8 protein-coding genes are annotated in these 15,316 nt (G+C 45.5%); 2 read left to right on the forward strand and 6 right to left on the reverse strand.

Annotated elements, in window-relative coordinates; all coding sequences use genetic code 11:
- Positions 1-55: 55 nt before the first annotated feature.
- The 5 genes from KE626_RS25200 to kynU form a co-directional block, all read right to left on the reverse strand.
- Positions 56-1,690: an MBL fold metallo-hydrolase gene (locus tag KE626_RS25200; RefSeq protein WP_249207684.1), complete on the reverse strand. Its 1,635-nt coding sequence runs from the start codon at positions 1,688-1,690 to the stop codon at positions 56-58.
- Between the two features lie 245 nt (positions 1,691-1,935).
- Entirely contained in the window at positions 1,936-2,904 is a 969-nt protein-coding gene (sbnB, locus tag KE626_RS25205) for a 2,3-diaminopropionate biosynthesis protein SbnB (RefSeq protein WP_211975786.1), read from the reverse strand.
- 5 nt (positions 2,905-2,909) lie between these two features.
- Positions 2,910-3,878, reverse strand: a complete 969-nt coding sequence (gene sbnA / locus KE626_RS25210) for a 2,3-diaminopropionate biosynthesis protein SbnA (RefSeq protein WP_211975787.1) — start codon at positions 3,876-3,878, stop codon at positions 2,910-2,912.
- Positions 3,879-4,963: 1,085 nt separating this feature from the next.
- On the reverse strand, positions 4,964-5,923 hold the full coding sequence (locus KE626_RS25215; protein ID WP_211975788.1) for a tryptophan 2,3-dioxygenase family protein: 960 nt from the start codon (positions 5,921-5,923) through the stop codon (positions 4,964-4,966).
- 8 nt (positions 5,924-5,931) lie between these two features.
- Entirely contained in the window at positions 5,932-7,230 is a 1,299-nt protein-coding gene (kynU, locus tag KE626_RS25220; protein WP_211975789.1) for a kynureninase, read from the reverse strand.
- Positions 7,231-8,040: 810 nt separating this feature from the next.
- Between kynU and KE626_RS25225 the strand changes: the two genes are divergently transcribed.
- Entirely contained in the window at positions 8,041-9,585 is a 1,545-nt protein-coding gene (locus KE626_RS25225; RefSeq protein WP_211975790.1) for a S8 family peptidase, read from the forward strand.
- A 141-nt stretch (positions 9,586-9,726) separates the two neighbouring features.
- Here KE626_RS25225 and KE626_RS25230 read toward each other — a convergent pair whose 3' ends face one another.
- Complete coding sequence (locus KE626_RS25230; RefSeq protein ID WP_211975791.1) at positions 9,727-13,101, reverse strand: M43 family zinc metalloprotease; 3,375 nt, start codon at positions 13,099-13,101, stop codon at positions 9,727-9,729.
- A 484-nt stretch (positions 13,102-13,585) separates the two neighbouring features.
- On the opposite strand from KE626_RS25230, the gene KE626_RS25235 reads away from it, so the two are divergent.
- Complete coding sequence (locus KE626_RS25235) at positions 13,586-15,304, forward strand: peptide MFS transporter (RefSeq protein WP_211975792.1); 1,719 nt, start codon at positions 13,586-13,588, stop codon at positions 15,302-15,304.
- The last annotated feature ends 12 nt before the right edge of the window (positions 15,305-15,316 follow it).

The raw sequence follows: 15,316 nt of genomic DNA on the forward strand, positions 1-15,316 counted from the left end.
GGGATCTCCACCTGACTACTTTCATACGCTAATGCCGGCCCGGTATTAGTAATGCTTATTCTGCAGCGGCATACTTCCGTTCGTACAGTAATTCTTTTTCACCAAAAAGGCGTTCAGCAATCATTCCCTTCTCTTCACAGTGCTTCACAAGCTTATTAGACTGGATGATAGGATTGGAAGCGTCTGTATATTTAATGCTGCTGATAAACTCCAGCCATGGCTCCATACCCATTGCATAAACGTATACCTCTCTCGGGTTAAAGATCTCCACCAGCGACATTCCTTTCATACAATCAGAACCTGCCAGGCGGCGGCTGCTGTCCTGCTCCCGGGTAATCTTCTTTGTCATCAGCGGGCCGTACAACCAGGTCAATGGTGCACCATCGCATTCCATGCCAAGGAACATCACGTCCACATCACCGATGCTGTTATGAATATGCTTGTAAAGTGCCGGTTCGCTGATGCGGGAATCCGCCAGGAACAATAATTTGAAGCCGCTGATCTGTACCAGGTAGCAGGCCTTTGACAGGATATTCAGGTCACTGTGTTCTCCTGTAAAAGGTAATCCTGTGATCGTGGTATTTGTAAACTCGATGGTTTCCATTTCTTCAATGGCTTCCACCTGGTCGAACCCGATATTACTGAACATCAGTCGCAGGTCAGGGTTCTCCAGCTGGCCGGAGTTGGTACGGGGCACAATCAGGTGCTTGATTTTATGGCGAAGTGGTAACAGTGTTTCAAACAGGATATGATCCTGGTGATTGTGGGTGATGAGCACATAATCGATAACATCGGGAAGATCTGCATCAGAGAAATGTTCGATATCGCTGTCGTATCCGTAGTAGCTGATCAGCGGATCTACGAGTATGCTCACATCTTTGGTTTCCACCAGGATGCAGGCATGTCCGAAATAGCGCATGCGGATTTTATCACCGGTGTATTTATTATAAACAGGAGGCGGTGTGGTGGTAAAAAATGTATCAAAGAGGGCCTCGTCTGCGGGGGATATTCCTAATAAAGTTTTGATATACTCCAGGCTCTGCGGGTTGCGTTTCATTTTTGCCAGCTCATCGATACCTGCATGATCGAAGGGTATTTCCAGGTGCAATACACCTGGCTCGTCCAATCTTGGAGTACTCAAACAGAAAGGACGATGATCGTTTTCAGTTACCCACAGGGCAATGCTTTGAGAAGATTTATTATAGAACTGGCTCTTATATAATAAAGATTCAAAGAAACGAAAATCAGCATTGTTATTGCGGTCGTAAAACAGTTCCACATATCCTTTGAGAATCGAAGGAACTTTTTCGTACAGCGTTTCCATACCCATCCCTTTTCCTTCTGCTTCCAGTAAACGATCCAGCTCCTTTACCGCTTTTGAGAACTTCACGGCATTTTCCTGGTGCTTTACGGTTTTATCGTACAGGGCGCTCACTTCATCTACGCGGTTAACCGGTATATCCATGAAAGGACCGCCTTTCATTTTTGGATTCAGTACTGCTTCTGCATGGATAAAAGGTTCTATGATAAAGGAATCCATGATATCAAGATGTCTGCCAACCACATTCATGGCGGCGGTTGCCGGTGATATCAGGTGGCTCCAGGCATACCATCTGTCAAATAATGGTTCTATTACTACGTTAGGCTTTAAGTAAAATTTATTACCACTCATGATTGTCAGGTTTCGCATTAACAAATGTGTTGAGCATAAAAAGTGCTCCCTCCAGGGTGCAGCTGTCCTTATCACGACATAAGAGCAACCTTCCCCCGGCGGGAAACACTTGTGTATCATGAATGTTACAAGAGACGTTGTTGTTCCGACAACCTGGCAAGTTCCACCCGTACCGGTGGCTGTCGGTGACAAAAAGAAGTCTTCCTGCAAGCATCCAGACTCTTTAATAAAAAGATCTATGATCTGGTGTTGATCTGCTACTTTTAATCGGCAAGCACAATACCGACGCCGGCTGATTTTGCTTTTTCATAAAAATAGACGGCGGTAGCAATGTCAAACACGGCCATTCCCATTGGATTGAACATGACCACTTCTTCCTTCATCGCGTGCTGTAGTTTATCTTCACAGATAATATCTACAAGTGACAACGTACCTGATTTAGTGAGGCCCTGAGTTTTATGCATTACCTCGATATCTGTGTTTTCCCGGCATACCTCTTCCCAGTCATCAACTACGATATGGTTTGTGTAATTGATAAATTCCGGTACATAATCTCTCAGGGAAATATTTAACTGCAGGGATCCCTTCTTGGGAGCTTTGTTGATGTATGGTTTTTTAGATACCGTACAGGTCATCATTATATCAGCCTGCTCAAATGCTTCTTCCCAGCTATTCACAATATTTACTTTCCGCTTCAGCGAGGCAGGAATCAGTGAAACATCCGGCGGATTAAGATCGTAGATGTTTACCTGGTCCAACCGGCTTCCCAACAGCGTGCTGATCATGTCCAGGTGCTGCTGGCCGATAGGTCCGAAACCGATAATTCCCACACTCAGTTTTTCCTGTTGGTTGCGTTGCAGATATTCTTTCACGACCAGTCCGGTTACCGCTGCTGTGCGAACGGCGCTGACGTGGCTGGTATTGATGATACAGGCAGGAACGCCGGTATCTGCTTCATTCAATATGGTGACAGAATTAGCACGTGGAAGATTTTTCCTGATATTATCCGGAAAGCTGGCGATCCATTTTATACCAGAAAAAGATACTTTACCTCCTACAAAAGCCGGCATAGCGATGATACGGTTAGTGACGTCCCGGTATCTCAGGTAGGGTTTGATGGGTTGGGCGAAATCACCATCTTTCAGGGTGTAAACGGTTTCCCTGATCTTTTCGATCACTTCGTCCCAGTTGATGCCCAGGTGTAACAGATCGGACTTACTTAAATAGTACATGTTTATTATGCTTTTATTGTGGATAACTTTTCCATCATGTTATGCACCCATTTCTTGTCGTATACATTGTTGATATAGGAATCTCCGCGGTCGGCGCAACAGAAAAGTGCAACCGGCGTACCTTCAACGGCATGTGAGCTAAAATAATTTTTGATGGCAGCGTAAACCGCGCCGGAAGAGGCTCCTGCGAAAATATTCTGTTCTTTCACCAGCTCGTGGCAACCGGCTACCAGTTCTTCGTGAGACACAATCATTACGTCATCAATGATGGCGTGTTCCAATATGGAAGGAACTTTGCTGGATCCCAGACCGGAAACATATCTTTTCTGCGGAGGAATATTAAAAATAACAGAGCCTTCAATATCAACGGCAACGATGGTGATGTCGGGAAATTTTTCTTTTATCTTCTGGGATATGCCGCTGATAGTACCACAGGAGCTTACGGCAATAAACATATAGTCCAGGTGGTCGAATCTCTCGCAAATTTCTTTTCCAAGGGTGTTATAATATCCTTTGAAATTATCGGGGTTATCGTACTGGTTAGTCCAGAAACTGTTGGGGTGTTGTGCGCAAATTTCTTTTACGGTTTCAATCCTGGTGAGGAGATATCCACCGGTGCTGTCTTCCTTTTCTACTTTCACTACCCTGTCCGTAAACAGGCGCAGCATTGCTTCATTTTCGCGGTTAATATTAGGATCAATTACCGGGATAAAGCGCAGGCCAAGATCTTTACAGATGCGTGCCAGCGCGATGGCAAAATTGCCGGAACTTGATTCAACGATGAGCGTATCGTTGTTTACTTTGCCATTACGGATGGCGTTGGAAAGAATACTAAAAGCAGCTCTGTCTTTAATGCTGCCGGAATAATTCCTGTATTCCAGTTTTGTGAACAGTGAAACACCTGGCATATTGAGCTCTACCACAGGTGTATTCCCGATTAGGGCACTGATTTTTTGGAGGGAAGATAACATCATCTCATCTTAGGTTTTCGAATGAATTATTAAAAATGGTACGTCAGGATAACAAAATGTTTTCCGTTCATCTATCGGTTGCTATTGTCTACTTGCTACGTTTTGTTGCGCTCATATTTTACGTTGGCTGACACAATACTTCTCCTACACCTCAGGGAAGAAAAAATCTTCTACTGGCGTGACAGTCATTCGTTCATATGAAAGGGAAATCCAGGTTAACAAAAGGGCAATAACATTGACTGTAGTATTGAGGGGCATGTTTATTCAACAGCCTTCTACAGCATAACCTGTATGCAACTTTTACTCCCTGGTGTGACAATTGTAGGGTAGCGATAGCTATATCAGCACGGCTTTCCGTTCCTGCTTCAAAATAAAATAGTAACCAGTATGCAGTCCAGATCCAGTAAAATATAGTTACACCGGTCCGGAAACCAGACGCACAGTTTCTTTCTTAAATTCATTTGTGGAAACGCTCTCTTTCCGACATACATAGTGGCAAATCAAGTTTTTACAACTTGACTTAGGGTTGTTCTAAACAGGTGTTAAGGATTACTAAACAACAGTATTTATACACTAAGCGCATAAACCCGGTGCTGGTATCTCCTATTAGTTTTTAAACGTTCATGGGATTGAAAAATAAGCAATTAATAGGGTTCAAAGGAAATACAGTTGTGGTGGAAACAACCTTTAATTATTCATAAATACTTTTCAGTTCGTGGTAGAATTGTATTCGTTAGTAAAGTAAATGAATAATTCTGAAACAACAAAAACTCTTATCAAGAAAAAAAGAAAAATTAATTTTCCCGTAATACAAAAAAGTCGCCCGGAAACGTCAGTAAAATAACACTTCTACGAAAACATCATGCAATATTACTTCACTGGAAATGTCGGCATAACTACGCAAACCAGCGTCCATAATGGATGTTCAAACAGGTATTATTTACATTTAACAAAAATAATAGGATACCAAACAATGATAGTTGCTGAGATAATATTGCAGTGTACGCCGGCAAAAAAATTTATAACTAGATATAAATATTATAAAAAGACCTTCACACAGGTCGCGCGAAGGTCTTTCTATTATGTCACTACGTTCTGTAAGCTTTTAATACATTCATTACCCAGGATTTCCCCCATTGCTCCATCTGCTCTTCGGTCCACAGGTATGGATAGAAAATCCTTTTCTGGAACCTGGGCGGCAGGTATTTCTGCCAGTTGGTACCACCTGTAGCCGCAATGTCTACCGGGTCGCGCTCCAGGTACCGCACTGCCGACTTATAATGCGACAACGGCCACTCCACATTTACAAACAGGTCCAGCTTTCTGAGCTCCTCTTCCACCGCGCTCATATCTTCTCCCCGCTCCCGCAACATTTTGTATAATGCGGAAAAATTGCTGTTAATATTATGTTGCGCCAGGTGCAGGAGTTGCCCGGCATATTTTATAATGAACTGCTGCAAGGTAAGCGTTTGCTTACCGGTAGCTAATTCGGAAGCGCCATATTTCCAGTAAATAAACTCAAATTGTGCTGCCACCGGGGCATCTTTCAATTCCGTTCTTTTATCCAGGTGCACCAGCTGTGCGAGGTCTGTTGAGTGGATCTCTATCATACGGTACTGTGCCGATTGGAACCCGCTTGCCGGCAGCAGTGACATCCTGAATTTCAGAAACTGTTCTTTATCCATACCATCCACCATAATATCGAAAGAGGATACCAGCGCAGTGAAATAGGCATTGATTCTTTTAAGCCTTGCAGCAAAAAAATCAGGCGTCAGCGACTTATGGATGCTTATCTGTTTGCATTCGTGCAAGGCGAGTTTAAAATAAAGCTCCGTGATCTGATGATACATGATAAAAATCTCCTCATCAGGATAGGAGGTTTTCGGATGTTGAAGACTCAGTAGCGTATCCAGGTGAATATAGTCCCAATACGTCAGGTAATCTGCGTAAAGAAGTCCGTCCAGGTACGCGGTTATTTCCTGCCCCATAGCGGCATACTTCTCCTGCAACCGGGACAGTCTGTCTTTTATTTCAGGTGTTATTTCCATTGCTGATGTTATTGTTTTGGCGTGATCAGTTCTTTACTTATGGTCAGCATTCGTGCTGCGGTCAGGAAAACATCCTCAAAGCTGTTATATAACGGTACCGGGCTAAGCCTGATAACATTAGGTTCGCGCCAGTCGCCCAGGATATTGTTAGCCACCAGTGCATGAAATATTTCTTTTGCTTTGTATCGGGCAATGATAGACAACTGGGCGCCTCTTTCCCCTTCAGCAGCAGGTGTAATGATCTTGTATTGTTCGAAGCCTAATGCTTTGTTCACTTCGCCGACCAGGTAGTACAGGTAGGCAGTTAGCTGAAGACTTTTTTCCCTGAGCGGACCAATAAAGCCGGCGCTTTCAAAAATTTTAAGTGAGGCGTGATAGAGCGCCATTGGAACAACCTGTGTGCAGCTTACCTGCCAGCCATCGGCGCCCGCTTCCGCCATAAAACCTTTCTCCATTTTGAACCGCTGCTGTTCCTGGTAGCCCCACCATCCTGCAAAGCGGTGGAGTGATGTGTCGGAAAAATGTTTTTCATGTACAAAAATACCGCTGATCCCGCCCGGACCTGCGTTCTGATACTTATAAGAACACCAGCAGGCAAAATCAATGTCCCATTCGTGCAGTTGCAATGGTACGTTGCCCGCAGCATGCGCCAGATCAAACCCTACCACGGCGCCTGCGCGGTGACCAGCCTCAGTGATGGCCGGCATATCAAACCACTGGCCGGTAAAATAATTAATACCTCCAAACAATACCAGGGCAATCTGTTCGCCGTTATCGGCAATAGCAGCCAGGATATCTTCTGTTCGCAGCGTGCTTTCTCCATTCCGGCCAGCTACTTCAATAATCGCGTCCTTAGGATCGTAGCCATGGAACCTCACCTGGCTCTCTATCGCGTACTGGTCGGAAGGAAACGCGCCCGCTTCCATAATGATTTTAAACCGCTTTGCTGTGGGCCGATAGAAACTAACCATTAGCAGGTGCAGGTTCACGGTAAGGGTGTTCATCGGGCATACCTCCTGCGGGCCGGCGCCAACAATATTTGCCATCAATCCCTTCAGTTCTTTGTGATAGTACATCCAGGGGTTTTCACCTTCAAACCATCCCTCCACTGCGAGGTTTTCCCAGTTACTCAATTGCTGATCAACATAACTGCGCGCTGCCTTCGGTTGCAAACCCAGCGAGTTTCCGCACAGGTAGATGAAAGGAACACCATGCTGCTTGGGAAAAAGGAATTCATCCCGCAGGTGATGTAACGGATCTTGCCGATCCAGGCTTTGTGCGAAAGCCTGATTGTTTTCGAAAATCATAACTATAAGTATGTTAATGGTTGGAAACGGCGCCCACGGACATTGCTGTCAATAGCGTCAAAAAAAACAGGTGATTACGTTGGATTTGTTACAGCATGAAGCTGCCTGCAGGAAGAGTTCCTGCTAAGAAGGACGGTTGATTATATTTTTATAAATATCTATCATTGGCTGTAAAGCGTGACAAAGCAAATATAAATTATTTACACTGCCAAATAATTTTAGAAGCCGAAGGTAAAAGCCGGCCATATAAGTAAAGAAGGCATCTCAAAAGCAATTGAGATGCCCTTAACTGTTTTAATTTGCTTGATGACACTCATCTCCGGAAAATGCCTTTACACCACAGTTCGGGCTTGTATAGTCATTTATGTGTCCATTATTCCATAAGACAAGGCGTCATACATGTTTGTAATGGTCCGGAATTTTCTATATTAAAATTGTATAGCTTAAAGAATTATTCCTATATTTATCGAAGCCCTGTTGCCTGCTTTAGTAATTAACAGCAAGCACTAATAGCCAAATGCTCTGCTCAGCATTCCACCTGCACAGCAAGCCCCAGCAATTTTTATAACATCATTTTTCTGTTTGCGTTGATGTACATTTTACATGCCTCCACGAAGCATATAACTTATACACCTATACGAAACAAAAACCTATTTTTACCGCCGGCAATTTTACTATCCGGCAAAGAGCGCACTATTTTTAGTGAATCCAGGCCTATCCTGTATGCGCTAAAAGTAAACCATTGAATAAACCCGGTACCCAAATCTGTTATCCTTTTTTCTATTTTTTATAATCATTTAATTCTTACAGATGAAAACTTCTAATTTGCTGATGACCGGAGTGATGTGCCTTGCATTGTTCTCCTGTCGAAAAAATGAAAACTCCCAAACAGGTAACATTTCAGATGAGAAAAATCCTGTAGCTGCAGTTCCCAAATCTGCGATCAATCGTTTTATCCGTGAAAAATTAGCCGACAGCGGATACTTTAAATGGGCTATGGCCGGTAATGATATTGCCTGGAGCGCCCTGGTGCAGGGAGATAGCATTCTCTCTGTCGGTTATCAGCCGGCGGGTTTCAATGATCTCAGTCATAACATTCATGCGATTGATCTTAATAATGCAAACTGGAAGGAAGCAAAACAGCAGGTAATTAACCTGATCCTGGAAAATGAAAAAAAGGACAACCCTGCGTTAACAGAAAAGGATGTTGTGGTACTGTCGCACACCAAGTTGCCGAGTATTAATGTAAAGGTTAGTCGCATAGCTACCTTAAAATCATTGAGAGGCTCTAAGTTGGTACGCTATGCCGAGCCTATTGGTTATGGCGCCTACATGGCGGGCAAGGCCCCTTCCGGCAAGGCCGGCGTGGAATCTACACTGCTGAATTTCGGATGCGGCAGCAATAGCGCTGAACCAGGCCTGGTAGCAGGTACCGACTACACGAATATTACACCCGGTGCAAAGCAATCCTGGAATTATGCCTATCATAATATCCCCCAAGCCTGGACAAAGTCTACCGGCAGTGGCGTAAAGGTAATGATCATCGATACCGGTGTTAGTCCTGATCAGCCGAATTTTGGCAGTTTGTTTAACCAGGGATCTTCTTCCGGCAGAACTATCCAGAAGCTGGTAACTTACCCGGGCGGTACTCCTGACGATCTTTGTGGACACGGTACCAGCATGGCAGGTGCGTTGGCAGCCCCAAGAGGCACCAGTGGCAGCGCAGCAGGCATTGCCTATAACAGCAACCTGGTAACAGTGCATGCTGCTGAAAACGTGGTAATCCTTTCACAGGAGTCTGTAACCGGTGTAACAAATGCTTATATACTTGGCGGAGATGATCCGAATGTAAAGATTATCAGTATGAGCCTGGGTACCATTATTGACGTCAGTGTAATCATAGATGCTATCCGTTATGCCTATAACAAACAGAAACTGATCTTTTGTGCTGCCGGTACTTCCAATAGCTTTTTCGGAAGTTTTATAGGCGTTATTTTCCCGGCAAATCAACCGGAAGTATATGCCATCACCGGTATGAAAGATAACCTCACAGAACGCTGCGGCAGCTGCCATGTGGGAAGCAAGGTAGCGTTTACGGTAGTAATGGAAAAGGCTTCCAATGGCCGCCTGGCGCTTTCCACTGCTATGACGGGCAATGACCCTTCTACTGTTGGCGGCTCCTCCGTAGCCACCGCCAGCTGTGCAGGTATCGCTGCTTTGGTATGGAGCAAATATCCTTCTTATCCTAAAGACAGTATCGTGGCCCGTATGATAAGAGCTGCCAGTCTGAGCCAGAATAAGAGTAACCAGTTTGGTTGGGGTAACGTTGACGCCAACGCAGCGGTAGGGCAATAAAGCTTTTAGCTATTAGATGTTAGCTTTTAGTAAAAATGCAGCGAAGACTAATATAACGCTTCGCTGCATTTTTACTAAAAGCTAACAGCTAATGGCTAAAAGCTATTTTCGATACCGCCTCTTTGTATTCAAAGCAGCTATTTACTTCACTACTTTCGCCGTACGGTGTTCTTTTCCGTAAGAGATATCAATGATATACATGCCCGCTGGTAGGGCCGACAAATTATTCAGCAACAGCGTATTGGTCCCCTTCACAATTTGCATTTCCTGTTCCTTCTGTATGTTGCCACGGAGATCATACAGCCGGACCAATGCCATGGTGCTTACCGCCGACTTAAAGCTAACATTGATGCAGTCTGAGAAAGGACTCGTAGCATTCAGCTTGTATACCGGAGCGGGCGTCTTTTGCATCAACCCCATTCCGTTAGTTACCTTTATCGTATAGTCTTCTACTTCTCCCTGGTAATTATCGATGCCGCAAGGCCGTACATTACTGCCGTATCCCATTCTTACACGGAGAAGCGTAGCACCGGTTTTTGCATTGACCGGCACCGCGATTGTTTGTGTAAACGGACCAGTACCGCGTCTTACATATATTTTCTCTGTCGCGTCATCCAGCTGTTTGTCGCCGTTCCAGTCTACCCAGGCAGCCACCGAGATGTCGGGCCAGTATTCCACCGCCAGGTTAACCTGCAGCTGATAGGAACCGCCTGCAACCACTGTGGCTGATTGTGCGGTGAAGTTTTTGTAACCATCCCATTGGGAACTATTATCCAGGTTTGCAAAGCGTACCCGTGTAATGGTATTATAATTCAATGCTGTACTGGCAGGGCAATAGTCCTGTACATTTACGCTGGTATCAGCTGAAGGCAATGCAGTTTGTCCGGCCCTGATGCTGCCACCGGGCAATGTATTATAGGCGTAATCCATCAGGGTATATCCGCTGCCATCTGCGGCTACTTTAAATCTGAACCAGCCATAGAATTTTTCTCCGCCGGTAGTAAAAGAGAAACCTGCATAACCTGTTCTTCCCAGCCATGCGGTATAAGCAAGGACATTCAGATTATGTTCATCCGGATAAGCACCTCCGGCCACGAAGTTGGAGGTATCGCTGATATTCGTATTAAGTGGCAGTAACGAAATATTTTTGGTAGCGCCCTGGCAAACCATTGGCTGCTGGTATGTTTCCAGTCTCAGTTTACCACCGTCCGACCACAATCCATAAGCCGCATCGGTAATACTATCTACCCGGAAATAATACCAGTTGTTAACGGCATTGATCGTAAACACCGTATCATTTACATCCACGTATTTAATCTTATACGGATCACGGAAGCTAATGGCCAACTGTTTCTGACTGCTGTCTGCTGACTGTTGATTAGTAAAGGCAGCAGGCAGGATATTAACCGTAACAGCGGCACTGTTGGCAGCAGCATTACTGCCAGCGTTACCGGTGAAGCGGAGCCGCGCCGTGGTGTTGTTCAATGCAGTCAGTTCCACATTCAATCCGGCAGGAAGACTACTAACGGTATACTGTACATTGCGGGTAAAGTTGCCCGAGCTGATAGCGAAGGTGTTTCCAAGAATGCTCACCTCTGCCGTATCGCTAATGGCGCCGGTATTAGCCAGTGTTTCCCGGAACTGTATCCGTGACCACGACAATGTTGGTGTTCCCGCGTCTCCTGCCCTGATACTGCCGTTGGGGGCCTGGTTCCAGGCATAATCCTTTATAATGTAACTGCTGCCATCGGCGGCTACGGTAATACGAATCCAGCCATAACGGAGTTTACCTGCCAGCGTAAACCGAACACCGATGTAACCCGTTCTGCCCGCCCATTTCGTATATGCGTTGCTGTAAATATCATGTTCATCCGGGTAAGCGCCACCGGCCATCCAGGAAGAAGTATCTGCGATGAGGGTATTCACAGCCAATGGTGAAATATTCCGGGTGCCATTTTCACAAACCGCTGCTTTCTGGTAGGTTTCCAGGCGTAGTTTGCCATTGTCGAGCCATCCGCCGAATTGTGCGTCTCCGGTATTAAAACTGATAAAAGTCCATGTATTGGAAGGATTGATCACGATATCCGGGATGTCGTTGTAAATGATTTTATAAGGATCCAGGAAACGAATGCCCAGGCTGATATACGGGCGGAACAAGCTTGCAACGCCCCCTTGTATGGCGGCATCCAGGAAAGTAATGCGGAGACTATCGGTATTGTTGACACTATTGTTTTGAGTAGCATTACCGGTAAAAGACAATACTGCGGTAGTATTGTTAAGCACGCGGATACTGGCCGAAAGCCCCGCGGGTAACCGCTGCATGGTAAAGTGAGTGCCCATAGTAAGATTGCCGCTATTAAGCGTAAATGTTGCGCCGCCCAGCAATTTCAGCGTATCTGCCATTGTCACCGCGCCATTATTCACATCGCTTTCATTGAACACAGTAAAGCCTGGTACGATCCTGTGGGTGGAGTCCGACAACAAGGTAGCTGCCAGGTTAGCGGCAGACCAAATATTGTTGCGGTGTGCAACGGGGCTGGTGAGCGCCGCCAGCGCCCTGTCGCTCTGGCCGAGCGTGAACATTTTAGTACAGGAAGAATAGTCCATGTAATTTTCCACATTCGCCACCGCACCACAGGAGTTAGCATTCAGATTACAGCCGCCGTAGTTAGACAAGGTAGGCGGTGTATCATCTACTTCATCGCCGGGTGCATTGCAACCATTTTCAAAAGTATGCTGCAGGTTCAGGTAATGGCCTACCTCATGGGTCAGCACACGTTTCATATTGGGGTAACTGTTCTCTGAACTGCCTACGCCGGGCAAACCAAGATAACGCCAGTTATATACTACGCCATCGAGGTGGTTGGCTGATACCCAGTCGTCCGGAAGGTAGGTCCAGCCCGAGTTATTGTATACGCCTTTTTGTTCTACTTCACTTACGATCCAGATGTTCAGGTATTTTTCAGAAGGCCAGTAAGAAATACTTTTCACTGCCGCACCGGTACCATCCGGAGAGCGGCCATCCAGGTCGTTATAGTGATATGTAACGCCCGTAGTGGCATTCCCCTGTGGGTCAATATCTGCGAGGCGAAAAGTAATATGCAGATTGGCGGCGAGACCGATGAAGCGCGGGTCAACCTGGTTATGATCCGCATTCGCCAGGTTATAGTCCTGGTTAAGGATATCAATGGCAGAACGAATCTGCTCCATTGTTACCTTATAGGGATTGACGGGGTCATTGATATGAAAAACCACCGGTATGGTGTATTGCACGGGTTGCAACGGCGCCATTTGCCTTTGCATACGCAATGCGGATATCATCTTCCTGATCTTTACTTCCTGATTTCGGGCCGCCTGCAGGGATGCAGGATGTTTCTTATACAATTCCTGCATAGCACGGGAAGAAGAACAGTGATCCGGCAACGGCGCCGGTTCATTTTTTTGCTGCGCCGAAACACCCAGGCTCATTGCCGCGCATAGCAAGGCCCCTATTATCTTTCGAGATAAATGTAACATACAAGGATTTTAGGAATGAAAATGAGTATAACAGCAGGTAGCAGTACGCTACCGGCTAAGAGATCAATTAACAGGCAGTAAAGCCCGGGATGGCATTAATGGTAAAATGGTCTAGTACATAAAATGTAGTTTATGAGTGAGGAGATAAGGAACCGGAAATATTGTTTTGGTACAAAATTCAGGATAGTTGATTCAATGTGATTTTGGTTGAATTACAAGAGTCCACAAATGGTCTTCATAAACGGGATACCGGGCGCTGCTTCGATTTTGATTTTGTTGTATTACGAATTTAATGTAACCCCTGCTGACTATCTATGCTGAAATTGACAGCTTCTTTGCCGATATTAACCTTTCTCAAAAACAGCTTGCTACAACCGGGTTAAAATAAGTGCAGTTATAGTTAATTCCTGCAAACAGTAGTCAGGCAAAGAATAGCATATTTGACAAAGTGCTCTTTACATCACGCACTGGAAAACATTTTACTATGCCTGTAAATTCCCGGCAAGCGCCGCATCCTAAAGGACTCTATATCCTGTTTGCAACAGAAATGTGGGAGCGGTTTAATTACTATGGTATGCGTGCCGTACTAATCCTTTACATGACCAAAGCTTTGTTATTCAGCAAAGTGTTTGCAGCTAATCTGTATGGCAGCTATACAGGTTTGATTTACCTTACTCCCTTACTGGGCGGCTATATCGCCGACCGCTACTGGGGCAACAGGCGCGCTATTATTGCAGGCGGCATCGTAATGGTGGTGGGAGAAGCTATTCTTTTTTGCAGCAGCTCCTGTTATCACAGCGCACCGCAGGTATCGCTGTTATTGTTTTTCTCCGGTCTGGGTTGTATGATTGCCGGGAATGGCTTCTTTAAACCAAACATATCTTCGTTGGTAGGGCAACTATATCCGGAAGACGATAAACGAAAAGATACGGCCTATACCATCTTCTACATGGGTATTAATACCGGTGGTGCGCTGGGGCCTTTAATTTGCGGATTAGCCGGCGACACCGGCGATCCTGCTGATTTCAGGTGGGCCTTTCTTGCCGGTGGGGTGAGTATGATTATCAGTGTAATTGTGCAAAGCATCTTTCATCACCGGTATGTAACAGATCCGGCGGGAAATGTACTGGGCCTCACACCGCAACAGGCGCCGGTAAATCTTTTGAAGCCCCTGGTGATGATCAGCGGACTCGCGCTCACGTCCTTGTTGATGATTGGTTTACTATACCTGGATGTGGAGGTTGTGAATTACTTATCGTACCTGTTGCTGGCAGCGGTATTGTTGATAGCGGTAATTATTTTCAGAGATCCGTCACTTACCCGGATGGAGAAACAGCGGGTCAAAGTAATTTTTATCATTTCTTTTTTTGTGATTTTCTTCTGGGCTGCTTTTGAGCAGGCAGGCGCATCGCTGACTTTTTTTGCAGATGAACAAACCAACAGGCATCTGAACTGGAGAATACCGCGGTGGTCTGTACAGTTGGTATCGGTATTGCTGCTCTATGTATTGTTCCGGTGTTTCCACCGCGCCGGGAAACGGTTAGGTTCCGCGCAGGATCGGTTACTACAACACACAGTATATGGCCTGTTACTGCTATTCCTGTTGGGTATTACCGGGGTTAATGCATATTTTCTTTCCATGCATAAAAATTTCATTTTATTGGATGAAATACCTGCCAGCCTGTTTCTTTCATTAGGCTCGATCTGCATCGTTATTTTTGCGCCATTCTTTGCGTGGTTATGGCCACAACTGGGAAAGTATGAGCCGCCTGCTCCTGTTAAAATTGCACTGGGATTATTGCTGCTGTCGCTGGGTTATTTATGGATCACCTTTGGCGTACGATCTGCCGGAACAGGTATCAAGGTAAGCATCATCTGGATTACCGGGATGTATGCGCTGCATTCTTTCGGAGAACTCTGTTTATCGCCGATAGGACTTTCGCTGGTGAATAAGCTATCGCCGCTTAAATTTTCATCGCTGCTGATGGCGGTATGGTTTCTGGCTACAGCAGCGGCTAATAAGCTGGCGGGTGTATTGAGTACTTTATATCCTGAAAAAGGCCGGATCATTAGTTTAGCAGGATATGCTATTCATACTCCTTATGATTTCTTTTTGTTGTTTGTTGTGATGGTTGCGGCGGCCGCCGTGATTTTATTATTGTTTTCAAGATGGTTGTCGGGGCTCATGCCGGTCCGGAAATAAAAAGAGGCCTCC

This window comes from Chitinophaga hostae (assembly GCF_018224885.1).
Classification (GTDB): domain Bacteria; phylum Bacteroidota; class Bacteroidia; order Chitinophagales; family Chitinophagaceae; genus Chitinophaga; species Chitinophaga hostae.

What these genes read in the sequence shown, in the direction of transcription:
- KE626_RS25225 (WP_211975790.1), top strand. Translation starts at nt 8,041, where the DNA reads ATGAAAACTTCTAATTTGCTGATGACCGGAGTGATGTGCCTTGCATTG.
- sbnA (WP_211975787.1), bottom strand. Translation starts at nt 3,878, where the DNA reads ATGATGTTATCTTCCCTCCAAAAAATCAGTGCCCTAATCGGGAATACA.
- sbnB (WP_211975786.1), bottom strand. Translation starts at nt 2,904, where the DNA reads ATGTACTATTTAAGTAAGTCCGATCTGTTACACCTGGGCATCAACTGG.
- kynU (WP_211975789.1), bottom strand. Translation starts at nt 7,230, where the DNA reads ATGATTTTCGAAAACAATCAGGCTTTCGCACAAAGCCTGGATCGGCAA.
- KE626_RS25200 (WP_249207684.1), bottom strand. Translation starts at nt 1,690, where the DNA reads ATGCGAAACCTGACAATCATGAGTGGTAATAAATTTTACTTAAAGCCT.
- KE626_RS25235 (WP_211975792.1), top strand. Translation starts at nt 13,586, where the DNA reads ATGCCTGTAAATTCCCGGCAAGCGCCGCATCCTAAAGGACTCTATATC.
- KE626_RS25215 (WP_211975788.1), bottom strand. Translation starts at nt 5,923, where the DNA reads ATGGAAATAACACCTGAAATAAAAGACAGACTGTCCCGGTTGCAGGAG.
- KE626_RS25230 (WP_211975791.1), bottom strand. Translation starts at nt 13,101, where the DNA reads ATGTTACATTTATCTCGAAAGATAATAGGGGCCTTGCTATGCGCGGCA.